Raw genomic sequence first — 21,412 nt, forward strand, 5'->3', positions numbered from 1 at the left:
GCTGAAATTCTTGAAGCTCTTTCAAGTCGTGAGGCGCTTACCGTCGAGAGCAGGGCGCGCATACGATGCTTGCGGGAACACAGAACATATCTGGCAAACCAGATGGAGGCACTGTGAGTGCAGATCAAGACGGCGCAAACCTGCTGGAGGTTCGCGGCCTCACCAAGATATTCGGCACGCTGACGGCGTGCGACCATGTCGATCTCAACATCGCCAAGGGCGAGATCCACGCGTTGCTTGGCGAGAACGGCGCCGGCAAGTCGACGCTGGTGAAAATGCTGTTTGGATCGCTGGAACCGAATTCAGGCGAGATTTTCTGGAATGGCCAGGCAGTCCGGATCACCAGCCCCGGCACCGCAAAAAAGCTCGGCATCGGCATGGTTTTCCAGCATTTTTCGCTGTTCGAGGCGCTGACGGCGGCGGAGAACATCGCGCTGTCGCTGGATGACGGCTCGCCGATCAGCACGATCGCGGCCAAGGCGAGGGCGCTCTCCTACAGTTATGGCCTGCCTCTCGATCCGCTATCGCTGGTCGGTGATCTGTCGGTCGGCGAGCGTCAGCGTATCGAAATCATCCGCTGCCTGTTGCAGACGCCGCAACTCATCATCCTCGACGAGCCGACTTCGGTGCTGACGCCGCAGGAAGCCGATAAGCTGTTCGAGACGCTCGAGCGGTTGCGTTCGGAAGGAAAGTCCATCCTCTACATTTCGCACCGGCTGGAAGAGGTCAAACGCATCTGCGACCGCGCCACCGTGCTGCGTCACGGCAAGGTGGTCGGCCATTGCAATCCGCGCCAGGAAACCGCGTCTTCGTTGGCGCGGATGATGGTGGGCAACGAGGTTCAGGCTGTGGTGCGGGCGCCGGCCGAAGGTATCGAGACCGCGCCGGTGCTGCTTCAAGTCCGCGAACTCACCCGCAAGCCGGCGACTCCGTTCTCCATCCCGCTCAGAAACATCAATCTTGAAGTCCGCGCCGGCGAGGTGATCGGCATTGCCGGTGTCGCCGGCAACGGCCAGGGCGAATTCTTCGAGTCCGTTTCCGGCGAGGTGCTGCAGCAGGATGCCGGCTCGGTCCGCATCCGCGGCAAAGATGCCGGCGGCCTCACCATCACCGGCAGGCGCCTGATGGGCGCTGCCTTCGTCCCGGAAGAGCGGCTCGGCCACGGCGCAGCACCGCGCATGAAGCTTTCGGAGAACCTGCTTCTGTCGCGCCACGCCACCGATGGCAAGATGTTTGTCGGCGCCGGTGGAATGGTCAAGAGCGATGCAATCTATTCCGCTGCCCAGCGCATCATAAAGGCGATGGACGTGCGCAAGAGCGCGCCGGATCCGGAGGCTGCGGCTCTTTCGGGCGGCAATCTGCAGAAATTCATCGTCGGCCGCGAACTCGACCGCCGGCCAAGCGTCCTGGTGGTCAATCAGCCGACCTGGGGCGTCGACGCGGGTGCGGCGGCCCACATCCGGCAGGCGCTGATCGAGCTAGCGCGCAGCGGCTCGGCGGTGCTGGTGATCAGCCAGGACCTCGACGAGCTGTTCGAGATTTCCGATGCGATCACGGTCATGCACAATGGCGAACTGTCGAGGCCGCTGCCGATAACTGAAGCGACATTCGAGAAGATCGGGCTGCTGATGGGCGGCTCAGAACCCGGGCATGCCGAACATACGTTGGAGACGGCTTGATGCGCCTCGAACTTGTAAAACGCCCGCAGCGCTCGATGCTGTTTTCGGCACTGTCGCCGTTCATCGCTTTCGTTTTGACGATCATTGCTGGTGCTATCATGTTCGCGCTGCTCGGCGTCAACCCGTTGACGGCGTTCCGCATCTACTTCATTGAACCGATCAGCCAAGTCTGGCAGTTGCATGAGCTGGCGATCAAGGCCGCCCCCCTGATCCTGATCGCGGTCGGGCTGTCGGTCTGCTACAAGGCAAACATCTGGAACATCGGCGCCGAAGGCCAGTTCATCCTGGGCGGCATTGTCGGCTCGATCATTCCCGTGCTGTTTCCGCAGTTCGAAGGTCCATTGGTGCTGCCGCTGATGCTTCTTTTTGGCATGGTCGGCGGGGCCGCCTATGCCGCAATTCCGGCACTGCTGAAGACGCGCTTCAACACCAACGAGATCCTGACCAGCCTGATGCTGGTCTATGTCGCCCAGCTCTTCCTCGATTGGCTGGTGCGCGGGCCGTGGCGCGATCCGCAAGGCCACGGTTTCCCGCAGACCATCCAGTTCAACGACTCGGCCATACTGCCGGAACTCCTCCCGGAATCCGGCAGGGCGAACTGGGGATTTGTCTTCGCGCTGATCGCGGCAGTACTGATCTGGATCCTGATGAGCCGGATGCTGAAAGGCTTTGAGGTCCGCGTGCTCGGCTCGAGCCCGAGGGCAGGGCGCTTCGCCGGTTTCGGCCTGAGCCGCATGGTTTTCTTTGCCTTTCTGCTGTCGGGCGCGCTGGCCGGACTTGCCGGCATTTCGGAGGTCTCTGGCGCCATCCGCCAGCTGCAGCCGGTGATCTCGCCCGGCTACGGATTTACCGCCATCATCGTGGCATTCCTCGGCCGGCTCAATCCGCTCGGCATCGTTGCCGCCGGCCTTGTGCTGGCGCTGACCTATCTCGGCGGCGAGGCGGTGCAAAGCGCGCTCGGCATCTCCGACAAGGTGGCGCGCGTGTTCCAGGGGATGCTTTTGTTCTTCGTGCTCGGCTGCGACACGCTCATTCATTATCGCATCCGCCTAATCGGCTTTGCCGCGCCGAAACTCGAGGCAGCACCGAAGCTGGAGGAAGCCCGCTGATGGACATCACCGTCAACATCCTCTTGACCATCGCGACGGCGGCGACGCCGCTGCTGATAGCGGCGATCGGCGAACTGGTGGTCGAACGTTCCGGCGTGCTCAATCTCGGCGTCGAAGGCATGATGATCATGGGTGCGGTCGGCGGCTTCGGCGCCGGCTATCTGACCGGCTCGCCGTGGATAGGGCTGTTGGCGGCAATTGCCATGGGGGCAGTGTTCTCGCTTCTGTTCGCCCTCATGACCCTGTCGCTGGCCACCAATCAGGTGGCCACCGGCCTGTCGCTGACGCTGCTTGGCCTCGGCCTTTCCGGCATGATGGGGACGAATTTTGTCGGCCAGCCCGGTGAGAGATTGCCCAACCTCGATATTCCCGGCCTGACCGCAATCCCCATCGTCGGCAGGCTGCTGTTCGGTCAGGATCCGATCTTCTACATCTCGATCGCGCTGACCGCCGCCGTCATGTGGTTCCTGTTCAAGACCCGCACCGGGCTCACTCTGCGTTCGATCGGCGACAGCCATGCATCCGCCCATGCGCTTGGCATCCACGTCATCCGTTACCGCTATCTCTCAGTGATTTTCGGCGGCGCTTGTGCCGGCCTCGCCGGCGGTCATCTATCGCTGGTCTACACACCGCAATGGGTGGAGAACATGACCGCCGGCCGCGGCTGGATCGCGCTGGCTCTGGTCGTCTTCGCCTCCTGGCGGCCATGGCGGGTGTTGGCCGGCGCCTATATCTTCGGCGCGGTCTGGATCGGCCAGCTTCATGCACAGGCATTTGGCATTCCGGTCCCCTCGCAACTGCTTTCTTCGCTGCCCTATCTGGCAACCGTCGTGGTTCTCGTTCTAATCTCCCGCAACAAGCGTCTGACGATGATGAACACGCCGGCTTCCCTGGGGCAGCCATTCGTTCCGGATCGTTGACAACAAAAAGACGGAAGCTCCAAGGCTTAACTCAGAGAGGTAACACAATGAAAAAACTGCTTATTGCCCTGATGGCGACGACGGCCGCATTGTCGCTGGCGGCCTCAGCCGAGGCGGCGGACAAGCTGAAGGCCTGCTGGGTCTATACCGGCCCGATCGGCGATTTCGGCTACTCCTACCAGCACGACCAAGGCCGCCTCGAGGTGGAAAAGGCACTCGGCGACAAGGTCGAGACCGCCTATCTCGAGAACGTCTCCGAAGGCCCCGATGCCGACCGCGCCTTCGAACGCCTGGCACGCGAGGGCTGCAAGATCATTTTCGGCACATCCTTCGGCTTCATGGACCCGGAAGTGAAGATCGCCAAGAAATTCCCCAAGGTGATGTTCGAGCACGCCACCGGCTACAAGACGGCCGAAAATCTCGGCATCTACAATGCGCGTTTCTATGAGGGCCGCTACGTGCTTGGCCAGATCGCCGCCAAACAATCGAAGTCGGGCGTCGCCGGCTACATCGTTTCCTTCCCGATCCCGGAAGTGGTGATGGGCATAAATTCCTTCATGCTCGGCGCGCAGTCGATCAACCCGAACTTCAAGGCGAAGATCGTCTGGGTGAACTCCTGGTTCGATCCGGGCAAGGAAGCCGACGCAGCCAAGGCATTGTTCGATCAAGGCGCCGACATCATCGTCCAGCACACCGACTCGACCGCTGCTTTGCAGGTGGCGGAGGAGCGCAAGCTGCACGGCTTCGGCCAGTCCTCCGACATGATCAAGTTCGCGCCGCACGCGCAGCTGACCTCGCTGACCGACGAGTGGGGGCCGTACTACATCAGCCGGGTCCAGGCGGCGCTCGACGGCACCTGGAAGCCCGACAATGTCTGGCTCGGCATCAAGGACGGCGCCGTCAAGCTGGCGCCGTTCACCAATATGCCCGACGACGTCAAGGCGATGGCCGAGGCCACCACCAAGAAGATAGCCGACGGCTGGAATCCCTTCACCGGGCCGATCGCCAAGCAGGACGGCACACCATGGCTGAAGGACGGCGAGGTCGCTGACGACGGCACGCTGCTTGGGATGAATTTCTACGTGAAGGGCGTCGACGACAAGCTGCCACAGTAAGCAACCGGAAACACATCGAACGAAAGGGCGCCACGCGGCGCCCTTTTTGTTTTGGATTGAGTGATATCAGACCGCCGAGCCGTAGAGGTCGTAAGCGTCGGCACGATCGATCTTGACCGTGACGATGTCGCCGGCGCGCAACGGCCGCCGCGATTGGATATGCACCGCACCGTCGATTTCGGGCGCATCGTATTTGGTCCGGCCCTTGGCCGAATTGCCATGTGCTTCGTCGATCAGTACCGGCAGGCGCTTGCCGATTTTCTTGGCGAGCTGCGTTGCCGAAATCTTCTGCTGGCGCTGCATAAAGCGGTGCCAGCGGGCTTCCTTGACCTCCTGCGGCACTTGCTTGAGGCCGAGCTCGTTGGAACGGGCGCCTCTGACCGGCTCGTATTTGAAGCAGCCGGCACGATCGATCCTGGCCTCGTCCAGCCAGTCGAGCAGCATCTCGAAATCGTCGTCCGTCTCGCCGGGGAAACCGACGATGAAGGTGGAGCGAATGGCGAGATCCGGACAGATCTCGCGCCAGCCGCGAATGCGCTCGAGCGTCTTCTCGCCATGGGCGGGCCGGCGCATGTTCTTCAGCACCTGCGGCGAGGCGTGCTGGAACGGGATATCGAGATAAGGAAGGATAGTGCCTTCGGCCATCAGTGGGATGACGTCGGCGACATGCGGATAGGGATAGACATAGTGCATGCGCACCCAGACACCGAGCTTACCCAGCTCTTCCGACAGATCGAGGAATTTCGCCCGCACTTCGCGATCGCCGAACATGCTGGTCTGGTATTTGATGTCGATGCCGTAGGCGCTGGTGTCCTGCGAGATGACGAGGATCTCCTTGACCCCGGCCTTGGCCAGCTTCTCGGCCTCGCGCAACACGTCGGCGGCCGGCCGCGATACGAGATCGCCGCGCAGCGCCGGGATAATGCAGAAGGTGCAGCGGTTGTTGCAGCCTTCCGAAATCTTGAGATAGGCATAGTGGCGCGGCGTGAGCTTGACGCCCTGCGGCGGCAAAAGGTCGATATAGGGATCGTGGCTCGGGGGAGCGGCCTCATGCACTGCCGCCATCACGCTTTCATAAGCTTGCGGGCCGGTGATGGCGAGGACGTTGGGATGTCTTTCACGGATGACGTCCGGTTCGGCGCCGAGGCAGCCGGTGACGATGACCTTGCCATTCTCCGAAAGTGCCGAGCCGATGGCGTTGAGCGATTCGTCGCGGGCCGAATCGAGGAAGCCACAGGTGTTGACGACGACCAGGTCGGCGCCGTCGTGCTTGCGGGCGATCTCGTAGCCTTCGGCGCGCAGGCGCGTGATGATGCGTTCCGAATCCACAAGGGCTTTCGGGCATCCAAGACTGACGAAGCTGACACGAGGGGCGGACATCAAAGCTTTTCCGGATTTTCAGGATTGGCGGCGCAGTACCACAGTTGTTGCCGCATTGGTATGGGCAGCGGCTGCAGCGAAACGCAAGCGCCCCCGAAGGCTGGCCGAAGTCGAAGTGCCGGCCGATGCGAATTCGAGTCGATGCGTCAGCTCACCGCACTGCTGACATGCGGCAAGACTTCCACCGCGCCTCGATAGATCATATCGAGTGCGACATAGAAGATGATCAAAAGGCCGATATAGGCGATCCAGCGATGGCGGTGCAGCAGCTTGGCGATGAAGCTCGCGGCAAGGCCCATCAGCGCGATCGACAGGACCAGGCCGATCACCAGCACCTGGAAGTGATCGCGCGCTGCGCCGGCGACTGCCAGCACGTTGTCGAGCGACATAGAGACGTCGGCGATGACGATCTGCAATGCAGCCTGACCCAGGGTCTTCTTACGCGCCTTCCCGGCCACCATATTATCGCTGTTGATATCGGAATTGGACAACGCCTCGGTCGCCTCCACTTCGTCGGCATGGGAGGTGCGCAGTTCGCGATACATCTTCCAGCACACCCACAGCAGCAGGATGCCGCCGGCCAGCAGCAGGCCGACAATCTGGAGCAGAGTGACAGTGATAGCTGCAAAACCGATGCGCAGCACCGTCGCCGCCACCACGCCGATAAGGATCGCTCTCTTGCGCTGCTCGACCGGCAGGCCGGCAGCGGCAAGGCCGATGACAATGGCGTTATCGCCTGCAAGCACGAGATCGATGGCGATGACCTGGAGCAGGGCAGAGAAGCCCGCGGCGGTGAAAATTTCCATCGACTGGGAGTTCCCTTGCTGGTTGGCCGGCCGTTCGCGTCGAATGCCTGGAGGCCCTAACGTGTATGGTTCCCGCGCGTCAAGGGACTGGTTGGAACAAGGTCGGCAAACCGCTCGTCACGGCGGCAACATACAGAGTTTGCGACGATCGGCCCGAAACACCGGCGAAAATGCGGCCAGAGGTCGCGAATGCCTAGTTGTAGAGATTGTATTTGGGCCAGTCGCTTTCGGGAATTTCGTCGCCGATCCGGTAGCGGAGCTGCAGGACCTCCATATGGTCCGGCGCTGTCTCGCATTTGAATTTCAGCCGGTACCATTGTCCCTTGCTGCGAAACGCAGCGCCCGGGCTCCTGATCGCATCGGCGCCCATTTCGGGCGTCGCAAAGGCGTAAGCGACGACGCGATCGGCTCTGTATTTGTGGTCGTCGCGGGTAATCCGGTCGAGAATTTCGGCGTCGCATCGCTGCTCCAGCCGGGTTTGCGGGTCGAGTTTAAGCAGGCCGGCGCGCAATGCGCTGTCCATCGCGTTGGCCGGCCAAGCCACTATCGTCCATGCGAAAACCGCAGAAAATAGTTTATTCATAGGCGGGAGAAGCATCATATTCGGACGGAGAAATCAACCCGATCGGGGGTCACTTCCCGGTCATCTCGACGCAAGCCCAGGAGATTGCTTTCGGGACAAGGCTTCAAATGGCGGAGGGAGTGGGATTCGAACCCACGGTGGGCTTGCACCCACGCCGGTTTTCAAGACCGGTGCCTTAAACCGCTCGGCCATCCCTCCAAGGTGATTTTTCAATCACTTAGGATATCGCGAGAGGGCGGGTTCGAGCAGTCGGTACCGGATTGGCACCAGGACGTTCCCCGACCGGTTCGCGCTTCATTCCTGTAAAGCCGCATTCAACACCAAGTCAACCATGGCGACCGCACCTTTGGGCGCGATTCAGGACGATGAGCAGCCCGGCATGGCGACCTGTGTTTTGTGCTGAGTGTGGAAAATCGTTTTTAAAACCCGCACAGACTATTAATCGTTGTGCGCCGATATGTTGGGCGCATTAAACACATGTAAGTAAATCGTATTCCGGAGTTGATTTTGGCCGTACTTGGCGCTCTCCCGCCCGGTCTTCGCTGTAGACCAATTCGAGAAACCGACTGGGAGGGAGTGGTCGACTGTCTGTGCAGGGGCTTTCCGGCGCGTAACCGGAGTTACTGGATACAGGCTCTGACCCGTTTGTCGCAGCGGCCCGCAGTTGCCGAGTTCCCACAATATGGCTTTGTTTTGGAGCATGCCGGTCGGATCGTCGGCGTTGTGCTCACCCTTTATGCTCGCTACCAGGGGTCGGAGGGCGACGAAATCCGCTGCAATCTTTCAAGCTGGTCAGTCGACGCAGAATTCCGTCCCTACGGCGCCATGTTGGTTGCGGCGGTTCTCAAGCGAAGGGATGTGACCTACACGAACATTTCGCCGGCACAAGCGACATTGAAAGCCAACCGGGCGCTCGGCTTTCGGCTCTTCTCCAGCGGACAATTTACCTTCGTGCCGGCATTAAGTTCGGCGCAGCGGTCATGTCGCGTGCTCGAAGCGCGTCCCGATCTTCCCGAATTGGCGATGCTGTCCGAGAGTGAGAGATACATACTCTCTGAACACTCCACGCTGGGCTGCCTGTCGTTGATCTGCATTTGCGACGGAGCAGCGTTTCCCTTGGTGTTGATGCCGCGCCGAATGTTGCACGGTCTTATCCGATGCCATCAGATCATCTATTGCCGCTCGCTCGCGGATTTAAGCCGGTGCGCCGGTGCCGTGGGGCGCTTTCTCTTGCGAAGGGGAATCCTGGTTTGCTTTGTCGACGCCAAGGAGCCGATTCCAGGTTTGTTGGGGTGGTACCGCGCCAACAAGGGGCTGAAATACTTCAAGGGCCCCAGACCACCCGCACTTGGAGATCTGACGTTCACCGAGCTTGTGATATTCGGTCCCTGAATCTGCGCTCGGAGACATGCCAACGCCGGGCAGCAAAGCGTGCGGGCACGAATGGCGCTGGTGATCGATACGCGATGATTTTCATGCCGATCGGCGAGACGGTCGTGCCACAATCTCGCCCGGTTCCGACCACAATCGGTTAATACGGTGATAAACAATTCCTGCGCACAAAAGGATTGGGGTTGGGAGTCGCCGGCGTTTCTGGAGTGGGTGCTTTGGCACCGCCAACGTTAAAGCTGCGGTGCCTTCGTCGAGACTGTAGGGGACAATCGAAAATGCAGACTACGGCGCGTCTTCGTCGCGCTTCCGCTTTCGCGCTGTTTGCCTTGTCGGCAGCCTTTCTTGCGGCATGTGCCGGGCCGCAGCAAAAGGCGATGGTCAACAAGAAACCACGCTCCAAGGAATATTTTTCCGAAGCCGAATACGGTGTGAAAGCCAGCCCGCGCGTGATGTTCAAGACGTCTCGCGGACGCGATCAGCTCGGCAGACCCTATCAGGTGCGCGGCAAGTGGTACTATCCAAAGGAAGACAAGCGTTACGCCAAGGTTGGCCTCGCATCCTGGTATGGTGAGGCCTTCCACGGCCGGTTGACCGCCAACGGCGAAGTCTACGACATGGCAGATCTGACGGCGGCGCATCCGACCATGCCGCTGCCGAGCTATGCGCGGGTAACCAACATGAAGACCGGCAGTTCGGTGATCGTGCGCGTCAACGATCGCGGACCCTATCATGATGGACGCATCATCGATGTGTCTAAGCGCGCTGCTGAAATGCTCGATTATGCCAATATCGGTACGGCGGAGGTGAAGGTCGAATATGTCGGCCGTGCGCCGCTCGAAGGCAATGACGGTCAATATCTGATGGCCTCGTACCATCCCGGCAACAGGGCACCGGATCCATCGGACGGTCTGCCCAGCGGTGTCATGGTCGCCATGAATGGGCCGTCGCCGAGCCTGCCGGTAAGCGCCGCGGTGGTGCCGTTCCCCGGTCAGCTGACGAATTCCGGGCAGGCATCGGAAGCTGTCGTTGCGACGCAGGCACCGGCCTCCGGCGATGTGACGCTGCCCGAATTTGGACCGATCGTGCCGGAGCGTCCGGAAATCAACCTGCCGGCGCAATCGCCATTCACTGTGGCGTCGCTGTCCTATGCCAATGAGCGCGTGCAGCGCGCCTCCAACGCCTTCGCCGCGCTGGATGGCGTCGGCATGTCGCCCGCCGAGATTCTTCAATCCTGGAAACGGCAAGCTCCTCCAGCCGGGTCGCCCACGGACTATGTCGCGGCGGGTTCGTTCGAGGATGCCGCCGAAGCCGAGCGGGTGGCGGCCCAACTTTCCAGCTTCGGCAAGACCGAGATCCAGCGCTCCGAACTCGACGGCAAAGGCTGGTACTCGGTCAACCTCTATGCCGACGGCCATGGCAGCCTGGACGAGATGCTGCAGGCCGCGTGGTCGCATGGTGCGCCGGATGCGCTTGCCGTACGCAACTGATGGCGGGTCGCCTGGCTTTCTCGTGCGCGATTGATCCGCCGTGGAAAAGCCTGCTAGCTTCGGCCAACTTGCAAAAGAGCGCCGGCTGACTGGTCGAACCCGATGAAATTTTTCCGTCCTTCCACCGGGCTCATGACGCTCGGCCTGCTGCTGCTCTCGCTTGTGCCGGTCTCAGCACAGCTTTTCGAGACCAAGGCCGCGCAGGCCTTCATGATCGACGCCGAAACCGGCACCGTGCTGTTTTCCAAGGATGCGGACAGGTTGATCCCGCCGGCCTCGCTGGCCAAGCTGATGACGATGGAAGTGGTCTTCGACGCCATCAAATCAGGGCGCATGACGCTCGACGACACTTTCGTGGTCAGCGAGAACGCCTGGCGCAAGGGCGGCGCTCCTTCGGGGACATCGACCATGTTCGCGAAACTCAAGTCGACGATCCGGCTGGAGGACCTGATCCAGGGCGTGACCGTGCAGGCGGCCAATGACGGCTGTATTGTCATCGCTGAAGGAATGGCCGGGTCCGAAGCGAATTTCGCGGCGCAGATAACCGAGCGCGCCCGCCAGATCGGCTTGCAGAAATCGACCTTCGTCAATTCCACCGGTCTGCCGGCCGACGGGCAGCAAACGAGCGTTCGCGAGCTTGCGCTTCTGGCCCTGCATATCTGGCGCAACTACCCGGATCTCTACCGCTATTATGGCCAGAAGGATTTTAGCTGGAACAAGATTTCCCAGAGGAACCGCAACCCGTTGCTGGCCATGGATATAGGCGCCGACGGCCTTGCAGTCGGCGCCAGCGAGCAATCCGGATTCGGCATAGTCGGCTCGGTCAGCCACAATGGAACAAGGATGATTGCGGCAATGAGCGGACTGGCAAACGACCGCGAGCGCGCCGAGGAAGCGCGAAAGCTGCTCGACTGGGGCGTTCGCTCGTTCGAGAAGACGGAGATATTCGCCGAGGACGAAGTGGTTGGCGAAGCCCAGGTCTTTGGCGGCTCCAAATCCGGCGTCGCGTTAAAGGCTAATGGACCCGTGGAGATCTTCCTACCGATCGCCAACCGCGACAAGCTCACCGCCAGGATTGTCTATGACGGACCGGTGGCAGCGCCGGTGGAGGAGGGGCAGCCGGTGGGTACGCTGCGCGTCTGGATCGGCGATACGCTCAGCCAGGAGACGCCGCTTTTTGCCGCCGAGTCGATCGGTGTCGGTTCGTTGCCGCAACGCGCGCTCGATGCCGCCAAGGAACTGGCCGTCGGCTGGCTGCGTTAGCACCGTCGCGGTGGACCTTTTTTCCCGCCGGGACTATACGGTCCCCGAAGTATGGACAAAGGCTTTGGCGCGCGGATTTTTCATCACTTTTGAAGGCGGCGAAGGAGCAGGCAAGTCGACGCAGATCGGGCGGCTGGCAAAGAAGATGCGCGCCAAGAAATACGATGTACTGGTGACGCGTGAGCCGGGTGGCTCGCCGGGCGCGGAGGCGGTCAGGCATGTCCTGCTTTCAGGCGCAGCCGAGCCGTTCGGCCCCAAGATGGAAGCGCTGCTTTTCGCCGCCGCGCGTTCCGACCATGTCGAACAGGTCATCCGGCCGGCAGTCGAGCGCGGCTCGGTCGTGCTTTGCGACCGCTTCATGGATTCCTCTCGCGTCTACCAGGGCGTCACCGGAGGCCTCGACCCGGCATTCATGGACGCGTTGGAGAAGGTCGCCATCAACGGCATGGTGCCGGACATGACGCTGATCTTCGACATCGACCCCGCCGAGGGACTGAGGCGCGCTACCGCCCGACGGGGCAGCAGTGACGGCCCGGACCGCTTCGAGAAGGAAACATTGGCCATCCACCAGCGCCGCCGCGAGGCGTTTCTGACCATCGCCGCGGCTGAACCCGAACGCTGCGTCGTCGTCGATGCATCAGCAGACCCGGACACGGTGGAGGATGTCGTTACCGCCACCGTCTTCGCGGCTCTCGAGAAGATGATGCCGGCGCAAAGCAGACAGGCGGCGCCGGCATGATTTTCGAACGCATCGCACCCGAACAGCACGATACGCTGGACGGGGTGCCGGAGCCATCCGAGACGCCGCGTCTCGTCGGACATCTTCAGGCCGCCGATATGCTTGCCGCCGCCTATCGCTCGGGAAAGCTGCCGCACGCGCTGATCTTTGCCGGGCCGGTCGGCATCGGCAAGGCGACGCTGGCCTTTCACCTGGCGCATCACCTGTTGAAGCACCCGGCCTTCGGGCAGGCGCCGGAAAGCCTTGCCGTTCCCGATCCGGCATCGTCGCTGTTTCGTCAGATCGCCACCGGCGCGCATCCTTCGGTGCTGCATCTTACGCGCCCCGCAAACGACAAGACCAAGAGCTTCAAGACCGTGGTCACCGTCGACGAGATCCGCAAGGTCAGCCGCTTTCTGTCGCTGACCTCGCATGACGGCAGCTACCGGGTGGTTATCGTCGATCCCGCCGACGACATGAACACCAATGCTGCCAATGCCTTGCTGAAGAATCTTGAAGAACCACCGGCGCGCACCTTGTTCATCCTCATCGTCCATGCGCCGGGCAGCCTGCTGCCGACGATCCGCTCGCGCTGCCAGATGGTGCGGTTGGCGCCGCTCGATGCCGAGAGCTTGATGACGGTTCTGGAGGGCATCGAGCCACCGCCACCGGAGGATCCTGCGGCGCGCGCGGCGCTGGCGGAACGGGCAGGGGGCAGCGCCCGCAATGCGATCCTGCTGACGCAATATGGCGGGCTGGAAATCGCCGCCACCCTCGACGCCCTGGTGATGGCCAAAAAGACAGATGTCGCCGGCGCCTACCGTCTTGCCGAGGCGGTCGCCGGCCGCGACCAGGCGATCCCGTTCGAGATATTCAATCGCCGCGCACTTGATCTTCTGTCGGCCGGCGCCAGCCAGGCCGCGCTGGCCGGCGATTTGGCGCGGGCCAAAACGCTGTCGGATACTTGGCACGAGGCTTTGAACGCTATATCTGAAACCGAGACCTACAATCTCGACAAGAAGCAGCACGCCCTGACCATGATCGACCGCCTGAATTCTGCAATGCGAATGTGACGGCCGCTGGCGTGGCTTTGAAGCCCCTGAGTTTTGATCCCAATCAATCGCAGGAACTTCGAAGCCACCACATTGGCGTCGGATGGCAATTGCCGTTTCGATGCGATATCTCACCGCGACATCTTTCATTCAGACATTCATGACGGCTCATCCATGGCACGCGAAAAATACTACGTCACGACGCCGATTTTCTATCCGAACGGCAAGCCGCATATCGGCCATGCCTACAATGTCATCGCCAGCGACACGCTGGCCCGCTTCCAGCGGCTCGACGGCAAGGACGTCTTCTTCGTCTCGGGAACCGACGAGCACGGTTTGAAGATGCAGCAGACGGCGGACGCCGAAGGCTTAGCGCCGAAAGCGCTTGCCGATCGCAACTCGGCGATCTTCCGCTCGATGCTCGAAGCGACCGGTTGCTCGAACGACGTTTTCATCCGCACCACCGAGGAGCGTCATTACAAGGCCTGCCAGGCGATCTGGACGCGCATGGCTGAGAATGGCGACATCTACCTCGACCGCTACAGCGGCTGGTATTCGGTGCGGCAGGAAGCCTATTTCGACGAGGCCGAAACCAAGGTCGGTGACGACGGCGTGCGCCGCGAACCACTCGGCTCGCCCGTCGAATGGACCGAGGAAGAGAGCTATTTCTTCCGCCTTTCCGCCTATCAGGACAGACTGCTCGCGCTCTACGAGAACAGCCCCGAATTCGTCGGACCGGCGGAGCGGCGCAACGAAATCATCAGCTTTGTCAAATCCGGCCTGAAGGATCTGTCGATCTCGCGCACCACATTCAAATGGGGCGTGCCGGTGCCCGGCGATGAGAAGCATGTGATGTATGTCTGGGTCGATGCACTAACCAACTACATCACCGCCGCCGGCTATCCGGATCCGGCCAATGAGAGATGGTCTTTCTGGCCGGCAAACGCCCACGTCATCGGCAAGGACATCATCCGCTTCCACGCGGTCTACTGGCCGGCATTCCTGATGTCGGCTGGCATCGAATTGCCGAAGCGCGTGTTCGCGCATGGTTTTCTGTTCAACCGTGGCGAGAAAATGTCGAAGTCGGTCGGCAATGTCGTCGATCCGTTCGCGATGATCGAGCACTACGGCCTTGACCAGGTGCGCTATTTCTTCATGCGCGAAGTGCCGTTTGGCCAGGACGGCAGCTACAGTCACGATGCCATCGTCAACCGCACCAATGCCGATCTTGCCAACGATCTCGGCAATCTGGCGCAGCGCTCGCTGTCGATGATCGCCAAGAACTGCGGCGGCGTGGTGCCTAAGCGCGGCGAATTGAGCAATGCCGACAAGGCGATCCTCGATCAGGCCAATGCCGCCCTTGTCACGGCGCGCAGGACGATGGCCGACCAGGGCATCCATCTGGCGCTGGCGGCGATCTTTGGCGTGGTGGCGGAAGCCAACCGCTATTTCGCCGGCCAGGAGCCATGGGCGCTGAAGAAGACCGATCCGGCACGCATGGAAACGGTGCTGTGGACGACGGCTGAAGTGATCCGGCGTGTCGGGCTGCTCTGCCAGCCCTTCATTCCGGAGTCGGCGGCAAAGCTGCTCGACCTTTTGGCGGTGCCGGCGGACAGCCGCGATTTCGCGAATGTCGCCGAGGCTCACGCGCTGGTATCCGGCACGGCACTGCCGGCGCCGGAACCGGTATTTCCACGCTATGTCGAGCAAACGGATACAAGCGCCTGATGCTGGTCGACAGTCACTGCCATCTCGACTTTCCGGATTTCGCCGAGGAGCGGGCGGCCATCGTCGCCCGCGCCCTTGCGGCCGGTGTCGGCCGCATGGTGACGATCTCGACGCGGGTGAAGCGGTTTCAACAAGTGCTTGAGATTGCGGAGACTTTCGATGAGGTCTATTGCTCGGTCGGTACCCATCCGCACAATGCGGCCGAAGAGCTTGATGTGACTGTCGAGGATCTGGTGCGGCTGTCCGATCATCACAAGGTGGTGGCGATCGGCGAGGCCGGGCTCGATTATTTCTACGATCATGCGCCGCGCGATGCACAGGCGCAGGGCTTTCGCACCCACATCGCCGCGGCTCGTGAGACCGGTCTGCCGCTGGTCATCCATTCACGCGACGCCGACGACAACATGGCTGATATCCTCGAAGAAGAAACAGGGAAGGGCGCCTTCCCCTTCATCTTGCACTGTTTTTCATCGGGGCGCCGGCTGGCCGAGATCGGCGTGGCGCTCGGCGGCTACGTTTCGTTTTCCGGCATCCTGACTTTCAAGAACTCCGCCGAGCTGCGCGCCGTCGCCGCCGATGTGCCGCGCGACCGTCTGCTGGTCGAAACCGACGCGCCATACCTTGCGCCGATCCCGTTTCGCGGCAAGCGCAACGAGCCTGCCTATGTCGCGCATACAGCCAAGGTGCTGGCCGACACGATCGGCGTCAGCGAGGCCGAGATCGCTGCCATCACCACCGACAATTTCTTCCGGTTGTTCAGGAAAATGCCGCGCCCGAGCGCGCCGGGCGCCTGACGCATGAGCGATCGGTTGCGTCTTACCGTCCTCGGCTGCGGCTCATCGCCGGGCACGCCACGCATCACCGGCGACTGGGGCAATTGTGATCCGACCAACCCAAAGAACCGGCGCATGCGCACCGCAGCGCTCGTCGAGCGGATCGCGGCGAATGGCGCCAGGACCACGGTCGTCATCGACACCGGCCCGGATTTTCGCGAGCAGATGCTGCTGGCATCGGTCAGGCGCATCGATGCGGTCGTCTATACGCATCCGCATGCCGACCACATCCACGGCATCGACGATTTGCGCGGCTTCGTGCTCGAGCAGCGCCACCGGATCGACATCCATGCCGATCAGGTTACCATGCTGCGGCTGAGGGAAGCGTTCCGCTACTGTTTCGAAACACCGAAAGGCAGTTCGTATCCGCCGATCGTCAACGCCCATATCATCGACCACAACAGGCCGGTGGTGATCGAAGGCGAGGGCGGCGCCCTCACCATCGAACCGCTGCCGCAAATCCACGGCGACATCATCTCGCTGGGTTTTCGTATCGGCAATCTCGCTTATTGCCCTGACATCAGCGACTTTCCGGGAGCGACAGCCGAGCGTATGCGCGGGCTGGACATGCTGGTCATCGACGCGCTGCAATACACCTTCCATCCGAGCCATCTGTCGCTTGGCCAGGCGCTCGGCTGGATCGAAAGACTGGCGCCGAAGAACGCGGTGCTGACGCATATGCATGTGCCGCTCGACTACGCCACGGTAATGGCCGAGACGCCGGCCAACGTCGAGCCTGCCTATGACGGCATGACGATCGAAATCCCTTACAAATCAGCGTAAAGGACCAAGGTTTTCATAGCTGGGTTACAGAGTTCGCTCCAAACCGCCCAGCGGCTCGCTTATGCTATCTTCGCCACGTCCTATCGGCCATGTCAGTTCCATAATCTATCTTATGCGACTTTAGGCAAGAAAGGGCCGCAAGTCGTTGAAAACGCTCATCATTCGAAAATTCCTCGTGCCGCTCGTTTCGCGGGCTGGCACGTTCATCGCAGCGTATCTTATTGGAACTATACACGCTGACCCTGTCGTTGCCGATCAGTTCGGCGCGGGCCTCGCGGCCCTCGCGCTCGTCGGCTTCGATCTCCTTGCCGCCCGCTTCTTCGGCGATAAGGATACCCGGTAATGTGGCCCGCTCTCATAAGCGCGGGCGCATCAATCTTCGGCTCCATCTTCGGGGGTGGTGACAAACAAACCACTACCTCGTCTGTCGATTATGACAGGATGGTGCGGAGCGCGGAAAAGGCGGGGTTCAATCCCCTCACCGCGCTTCGCAACGGCGGTTCTGCCGGGTTCTCAACCATGACAACCTCCGGCACTCCGCTGTCCTCGCGGATCGCAAGCGGCGTTGCCGATGCGACCCAAGATTTCATGGCGAACTTCGACCCCTTCAAGGATCAGAAGCGCGAAATGGAAATCAAGTTGGTCGAGGCTCAACTCGCCAACCTTCAAGCGGATACGGCCGCGAAAGTCCGCTTCGGTGACGTCCCCTCCTTCACGGCGGGGCCGCACAAATCAGTAATCGGAAGCGGCGTTCAGCCAGGACAAACGTTCAAGTCTGTGGCTGACGTGCTCGGGCCGCCAACCCCGCCAGAGGCTGGCAAAACGACTGCCACCAATCCGTGGCAGGATGCGGCGATAGACGCCGCCGTCCGCGATGCCGACAATATGGAACAGCGGTACGGCGACAGCGAACTGGCTACCATGCTTTATGGTGGCTACGTTGCAAACTCAGACATGAGGGTAAACAGTCCACGCTATTCCAGATTTGGAAACGACGCGGCTGGGCTCTTTGGTGGGCTGGGGAACTTTCCCCAAAAATACGACAGCTTCTTAGACAGGCTTGCTGTTAGCTCGCCCGCAAACGTGGTGCGCCATGGGCGCTCCAATCGGAGTGCGAAGACGGGGCGTCTCCCCTACCGCCCTCCCCTCTCGCACCCTACCCCGGGATGGGGTTTCTGGTGACCTGCCGTCGCTGCCTTAAGCGACGTATCAAGCTTCTGAAAATCCTCAAGAAATTAGGCAGAAAGAAATGAATAAACTTTTAACGACGCTTCGGCGGCGGTCAATTCCGCGCGCTCGCGGGGGGCTTATCGCTCCGCTGCTAAGTCGGTTCCCTGTGCGGTCCGAACCGCAACCGGGGGGCGGTGGAAACCTCCGCAACCTGCTCACCACGCTCCGCTCGGGCGGACGGGGCGGCTTCGGCCAGTCTCGTCACGGCCGCAGCGGCGACTAAAAACCTCAACCCTGAAACAAGGTAAAACCAAGTGAAAAACGCAATTCGTACGGCTCCTGCCAACCTCAAAATGTCAACGTCTCCGTTGACCGTGCCCCGCAGCAACCGCATGCATACCGCTCGCGGCCTCACCTCCTTGCCTGCCGGCAAGATGGTGCCTCTGGCGGCTATCCCGCTGCTCCGGGAGGACAGCGTTATGTCGGGCCGTCTCCGTTTCAGCTTCGAAAGCATGGAAACGGCGGAAATCCTCATGAACGCAATCAACGTCCGCGTTCTCGCCTATCTGGTCCCTACCCTCGCCCTCGATCGCTTCAACGGCAGCATGGATATGCTCAACCGATCGTGGGAGGGCGTCGTTTATCCGGGCCTGCCTCTGGTCCCGTATGTCGAAACCGCTGCCTTCGGCGCCGGTGGCGCAAATCTGGTCTACAAATACCTCGGCCTGCATGGGCGCGATGCCCAGCTGGTCAATACTATGTATCTCGAGGCCTACAACCAGATTTGGAATTTCCGCGCCGCGAACCGCTCCAAGAACATCGCCCCTCGGGCGCGGTTGGCAACCACCCTGGCCCCGGCGTTCTGGAACCATGAACGCTTCAAGCATATCGTACCTGACTTCGATCAGGCCGTTATCGACGGGCAGGTGGCGCTCAATGTCGTCAATGCGAAACTGCCGGTTAAGGGTATCGCCGCGTCTCCGACTGCCGCCTTTAACACGACGCTTGTGAATAACAAGGAAGCGGGCAGTGCGGTTGCCGTAACTGGGGCCAACTGGACCAGTCCAATCACCTCCGGCGGTGCAGCGGAATTCCGCGTCCGGGGTGACAACGTGACGAAAATTCCCGATATCTTCGCCGAATTGCAGGCGAACGGTATCACCGTGTCGCTGTCCAATATCGAACTGGCCCGCAAAACACAGGCCTTTGCGAAGCTTCGCGAGCAATACCAAGGCCACTCGGACGAATGGCTTATCAACATGCTCATGGACGGCATAACCGTTCCTGAACAAGCCTTCGCCCAGCCTATGCTCATCGGTGAAAAGTCGACCGTCTTCGGCATGTCCAAGCGCTATGCGTCGGACGCTGCCAATCTCACGGAAAGCGTCACCAACGGCGCAACCTTCATCGACATGGCAATTCAGTTGCCACGCATCCCTACGGGCGGCGTCATCATGATTGTCGCGGAAGTCACGCCGGACCAACTGTTTGAGCGTCAAAAGGAACCCTTCCTCCACGCTCAGAACGCCGACAGCTTCCCGCACTATCTGCGGGATACTCTCGACCCGGAAAAGGTCGAGGCGGTGCCTAACGAGTACGTTGATATCGATCACGCCACGCCAAACGGAACGTTTGGCTATGCGCCCCTGAACTATGCATGGAACATCGAAGCTCCGCATATCGGCGGGCGCTTCTACCGGCCCGATGTCGATGCAGGCTTTGACGAGGATCGGCAGCGTATCTGGGCGGTGGAAACCGCCAATCCTACGCTCTCGACCGACTTCTACCTGTGCACGAACATCCACACAAAACCGTTCGTCGTCACCAACCAAGACCCGTTTGAATGCGTCATCCAGGGCGACGTGATTATCAACGGCAATACCGTATTCGGCGGGGTCCTCCATGAGGCCACCAACGATTACGCCAAGGTCTTAGCGGAAGCGCCGCAGGCTCGGATCGTCAAGCCGTAATCAGCGCGCCTAAAAGGGCCGCCGTCACCACAAGGGCGGCGGTCCATATGAAGAAATTCAAGATCGCTCCAATAATACGCAAAGGAAAATCTCCATGATCAAGCTTGACAGTCTATCTCGCTGGAACCGCCTTGAAAAGGGCGCTGTTCTCACACTGCCCGGCGATGCGGAAAGGCGTATCCGCCTCAACGTTAATTCTCCGGGTATCGCAAGGCTCTTCCTCGTCACCGGCGACGGTGAACCCGTCTTTCTGGCTGCGCCTGAAAGACGCGATGTCGTGGAGTTCGCCCACGGCGGCAATGTGAGCATCACAACCGAAGACAACGATGTCTTCGTCTACACCGCCGAAAACGAACCCACGTTCTCCATCATCGAAAACGCTGAGGTCTTCACACAAATCGCGGAACGCGCGGCGCGCAATCCCGACATGGAACACCTTCTCTACCTACAGCAAATCAACATGGAACGTCGTTTCGCTCAACTGGCGAACGACATGGAAAGCAGGACGCGCGATGCCTACGACGCCGGAAAAGCCACAGTCGTCAAGTCCGACGCTCCGGGAGCGGCTGCTAACAGTCCTCTCGAACTCGAACCCGAACAAGACTCGGACGATCTCCCACCCGGAAACACTCCTGAATAGGCTTAATCCGCCACCAATCGAACCGCTGCCAGCGGTCAATCTGTCGGCGGCAATGCGGGCGATGGTCAATCGCCCCTTCATCCAAAGCCAAAAATACAAAGACCAACAAATGCGCGCCCTCCGTGAGGGCGCGCACCCTGACATTCTCGAATTCGAGAAGCGTCTTGTCACGCGTATGCGTAAACAGGACGTGCCCCTCTACTGCCACTGCTGCGTTCGCAGCATGGACGATCAAAACGCAGCTTTTGTGCAGGGGCATTCCAAGGCAAAGGCGGGTCAATCCGCCCACAATTACGGCATGGCCATCGACGTAATCCACTCGGTCCACGGGTGGAACCTGCAACGCCTGTCATGGGCGTTGCTCGGCCATATCGGTCAAGAAATTTCGGTGCAATCCGGCATCGAAATCACATGGGGCGGAGAATGGAAGTTCTACGACCCCGCACACTGGGAGCTAACATCGTGGCGAACACTGAAAAACCAACTGCCGAAATGAAAAAGCAGGACGCTGCAGCGAAGTCGAACTTCGATCTGCACGTGTTGCTCATTATCCGCCAGGACGAATGCAACAAGGCCAGAGCAACGCTTACGGCCTATCGCGAGGGCGTTCAGGGTATCACCCGCCGCCTCGCTCCTCCTGCCCCCGTTACCAAGTAACGGAACGGGGGGCCCCCCCACCCCCGGTTTGGGGGGGCGGGCCCAAAAAAAACTGGCAAAAAATTTATTTTTTCCACGGCCCGCCCCCCGGGGTGTTTAACAAAAAGCGCCCCACCCCGGAAACGCG

21 protein-coding genes and 1 tRNA gene are annotated in these 21,412 nt (G+C 60.8%); 18 read left to right on the forward strand and 4 right to left on the reverse strand.

Going from position 1 to position 21,412, the window contains the following annotated elements:
* The first annotated feature begins 113 nt into the window (after window positions 1-113).
* From NKI50_RS12620 to NKI50_RS12635, 4 genes are read left to right on the forward strand one after another with little or no spacing between them, the layout of a single operon-like run.
* A complete protein-coding gene (locus NKI50_RS12620) occupies window positions 114-1,679 on the forward strand; it encodes an ABC transporter ATP-binding protein (RefSeq protein WP_352494661.1) in 1,566 nt (521 codons plus the stop codon).
* Window positions 1,676-2,788, forward strand: coding sequence for an ABC transporter permease (locus NKI50_RS12625; RefSeq protein ID WP_352716678.1), 1,113 nt, complete (start codon window positions 1,676-1,678; stop codon window positions 2,786-2,788). Before NKI50_RS12620 ends, NKI50_RS12625 begins: the two co-directional genes overlap by 4 nt.
* Window positions 2,788-3,708: an ABC transporter permease gene (locus tag NKI50_RS12630; protein ID WP_352482567.1), complete on the forward strand. Its 921-nt coding sequence runs from the start codon at window positions 2,788-2,790 to the stop codon at window positions 3,706-3,708. Before NKI50_RS12625 ends, NKI50_RS12630 begins: the two co-directional genes overlap by 1 nt.
* A 47-nt stretch (window positions 3,709-3,755) precedes the next feature.
* A complete protein-coding gene (locus NKI50_RS12635) occupies window positions 3,756-4,823 on the forward strand; it encodes a BMP family ABC transporter substrate-binding protein (RefSeq protein WP_352482565.1) in 1,068 nt (355 codons plus the stop codon).
* Between the two features lie 66 nt (window positions 4,824-4,889).
* On the opposite strand, the gene rimO is transcribed toward NKI50_RS12635, so the two are convergent.
* From rimO to NKI50_RS12655, 4 genes are all read right to left on the reverse strand, one after another.
* Window positions 4,890-6,203 carry a 30S ribosomal protein S12 methylthiotransferase RimO gene (gene rimO, locus NKI50_RS12640; protein ID WP_352641841.1) on the reverse strand — a complete coding sequence of 438 codons (1,314 nt, stop codon included), beginning with the start codon at window positions 6,201-6,203 and terminating at the stop codon, window positions 4,890-4,892.
* 146 nt (window positions 6,204-6,349) lie between these two features.
* Window positions 6,350-7,009: a TerC family protein gene (locus NKI50_RS12645; RefSeq protein ID WP_023717595.1), complete on the reverse strand. Its 660-nt coding sequence runs from the start codon at window positions 7,007-7,009 to the stop codon at window positions 6,350-6,352.
* Window positions 7,010-7,202: 193 nt separating this feature from the next.
* Complete coding sequence (locus NKI50_RS12650) at window positions 7,203-7,610, reverse strand: DUF930 domain-containing protein (RefSeq protein ID WP_352641843.1); 408 nt, start codon at window positions 7,608-7,610, stop codon at window positions 7,203-7,205.
* A gap of 90 nt (window positions 7,611-7,700) precedes the next feature.
* Window positions 7,701-7,790, reverse strand: a tRNA-Ser gene (locus tag NKI50_RS12655).
* Between the two features lie 447 nt (window positions 7,791-8,237).
* Between NKI50_RS12655 and NKI50_RS12660 the strand changes: the two genes are divergently transcribed.
* The 14 genes from NKI50_RS12660 (at window position 8,238) to NKI50_RS12725 (ending at window position 21,285) form a co-directional block, all read left to right on the forward strand.
* A complete protein-coding gene (locus NKI50_RS12660) occupies window positions 8,238-8,984 on the forward strand; it encodes a hypothetical protein (RefSeq protein ID WP_245278523.1) in 747 nt (248 codons plus the stop codon).
* Between the two features lie 275 nt (window positions 8,985-9,259).
* The gene (locus tag NKI50_RS12665; protein ID WP_352641847.1) at window positions 9,260-10,471 is read left to right on the forward strand and encodes a septal ring lytic transglycosylase RlpA family protein; all 1,212 of its coding nucleotides are present in this window, start codon (window positions 9,260-9,262) and stop codon (window positions 10,469-10,471) included.
* Between the two features lie 132 nt (window positions 10,472-10,603).
* Window positions 10,604-11,734: a D-alanyl-D-alanine carboxypeptidase family protein gene (locus NKI50_RS12670; protein WP_352641888.1), complete on the forward strand. Its 1,131-nt coding sequence runs from the start codon at window positions 10,604-10,606 to the stop codon at window positions 11,732-11,734.
* A 64-nt stretch (window positions 11,735-11,798) separates the two neighbouring features.
* Entirely contained in the window at window positions 11,799-12,473 is a 675-nt protein-coding gene (tmk, locus tag NKI50_RS12675; RefSeq protein ID WP_352482558.1) for a dTMP kinase, read from the forward strand.
* Window positions 12,470-13,525, forward strand: coding sequence for a DNA polymerase III subunit delta' (locus NKI50_RS12680; protein ID WP_352494665.1), 1,056 nt, complete (start codon window positions 12,470-12,472; stop codon window positions 13,523-13,525). The genes tmk and NKI50_RS12680 overlap by 4 nt, the downstream gene beginning before the upstream one ends.
* A 120-nt stretch (window positions 13,526-13,645) precedes the next feature.
* A complete protein-coding gene (gene metG / locus NKI50_RS12685) occupies window positions 13,646-15,232 on the forward strand; it encodes a methionine--tRNA ligase (protein WP_352482677.1) in 1,587 nt (528 codons plus the stop codon).
* On the forward strand, window positions 15,232-16,026 hold the full coding sequence (locus tag NKI50_RS12690; RefSeq protein ID WP_352494666.1) for a TatD family hydrolase: 795 nt from the start codon (window positions 15,232-15,234) through the stop codon (window positions 16,024-16,026). The genes metG and NKI50_RS12690 overlap by 1 nt, the downstream gene beginning before the upstream one ends.
* A gap of 3 nt (window positions 16,027-16,029) precedes the next feature.
* Window positions 16,030-16,848 carry an MBL fold metallo-hydrolase gene (locus NKI50_RS12695; protein ID WP_023717587.1) on the forward strand — a complete coding sequence of 273 codons (819 nt, stop codon included), beginning with the start codon at window positions 16,030-16,032 and terminating at the stop codon, window positions 16,846-16,848.
* A gap of 145 nt (window positions 16,849-16,993) precedes the next feature.
* Window positions 16,994-17,191 carry a hypothetical protein gene (locus tag NKI50_RS12700; protein WP_352716681.1) on the forward strand — a complete coding sequence of 66 codons (198 nt, stop codon included), beginning with the start codon at window positions 16,994-16,996 and terminating at the stop codon, window positions 17,189-17,191.
* Window positions 17,191-18,030, forward strand: a complete 840-nt coding sequence (locus NKI50_RS12705; protein WP_352716683.1) for a hypothetical protein — start codon at window positions 17,191-17,193, stop codon at window positions 18,028-18,030. The genes NKI50_RS12700 and NKI50_RS12705 overlap by 1 nt, the downstream gene beginning before the upstream one ends.
* Before the next feature lie 302 nt (window positions 18,031-18,332).
* Complete coding sequence (locus NKI50_RS12710) at window positions 18,333-19,988, forward strand: hypothetical protein (RefSeq protein ID WP_352716685.1); 1,656 nt, start codon at window positions 18,333-18,335, stop codon at window positions 19,986-19,988.
* A gap of 94 nt (window positions 19,989-20,082) precedes the next feature.
* On the forward strand, window positions 20,083-20,628 hold the full coding sequence (locus NKI50_RS12715) for a cyclic nucleotide-binding domain-containing protein (protein WP_352716687.1): 546 nt from the start codon (window positions 20,083-20,085) through the stop codon (window positions 20,626-20,628).
* Window positions 20,629-20,689: 61 nt separating this feature from the next.
* On the forward strand, window positions 20,690-21,124 hold the full coding sequence (locus tag NKI50_RS12720) for a M15 family metallopeptidase (protein ID WP_352716689.1): 435 nt from the start codon (window positions 20,690-20,692) through the stop codon (window positions 21,122-21,124).
* Window positions 21,091-21,285: a hypothetical protein gene (locus NKI50_RS12725; protein WP_352716691.1), complete on the forward strand. Its 195-nt coding sequence runs from the start codon at window positions 21,091-21,093 to the stop codon at window positions 21,283-21,285. The genes NKI50_RS12720 and NKI50_RS12725 overlap by 34 nt, the downstream gene beginning before the upstream one ends.
* Window positions 21,286-21,412: the final 127 nt, after the last annotated feature.

It is taken from the genome of Mesorhizobium sp. M0563, assembly GCF_040321065.1.
GTDB lineage: Bacteria > Pseudomonadota > Alphaproteobacteria > Rhizobiales > Rhizobiaceae > Mesorhizobium.

Bases quoted from the DNA above. Each gene is read 5' to 3' on its own strand.
- NKI50_RS12630 (WP_352482567.1), top strand. From the start codon at position 2,788: ATGGACATCACCGTCAACATCCTCTTGACCATCGCGACGGCGGCGACG.
- NKI50_RS12635 (WP_352482565.1), top strand. From the start codon at position 3,756: ATGAAAAAACTGCTTATTGCCCTGATGGCGACGACGGCCGCATTGTCG.
- rimO (WP_352641841.1), bottom strand. From the start codon at position 6,203: ATGTCCGCCCCTCGTGTCAGCTTCGTCAGTCTTGGATGCCCGAAAGCC.
- NKI50_RS12645 (WP_023717595.1), bottom strand. From the start codon at position 7,009: ATGGAAATTTTCACCGCCGCGGGCTTCTCTGCCCTGCTCCAGGTCATC.
- NKI50_RS12650 (WP_352641843.1), bottom strand. From the start codon at position 7,610: ATGATGCTTCTCCCGCCTATGAATAAACTATTTTCTGCGGTTTTCGCA.
- NKI50_RS12665 (WP_352641847.1), top strand. From the start codon at position 9,260: ATGCAGACTACGGCGCGTCTTCGTCGCGCTTCCGCTTTCGCGCTGTTT.
- NKI50_RS12670 (WP_352641888.1), top strand. From the start codon at position 10,604: ATGACGCTCGGCCTGCTGCTGCTCTCGCTTGTGCCGGTCTCAGCACAG.
- NKI50_RS12680 (WP_352494665.1), top strand. From the start codon at position 12,470: ATGATTTTCGAACGCATCGCACCCGAACAGCACGATACGCTGGACGGG.
- NKI50_RS12690 (WP_352494666.1), top strand. From the start codon at position 15,232: ATGCTGGTCGACAGTCACTGCCATCTCGACTTTCCGGATTTCGCCGAG.
- NKI50_RS12695 (WP_023717587.1), top strand. From the start codon at position 16,030: ATGAGCGATCGGTTGCGTCTTACCGTCCTCGGCTGCGGCTCATCGCCG.
- NKI50_RS12705 (WP_352716683.1), top strand. From the start codon at position 17,191: ATGTGGCCCGCTCTCATAAGCGCGGGCGCATCAATCTTCGGCTCCATC.
- NKI50_RS12715 (WP_352716687.1), top strand. From the start codon at position 20,083: ATGATCAAGCTTGACAGTCTATCTCGCTGGAACCGCCTTGAAAAGGGC.
- NKI50_RS12720 (WP_352716689.1), top strand. From the start codon at position 20,690: ATGGTCAATCGCCCCTTCATCCAAAGCCAAAAATACAAAGACCAACAA.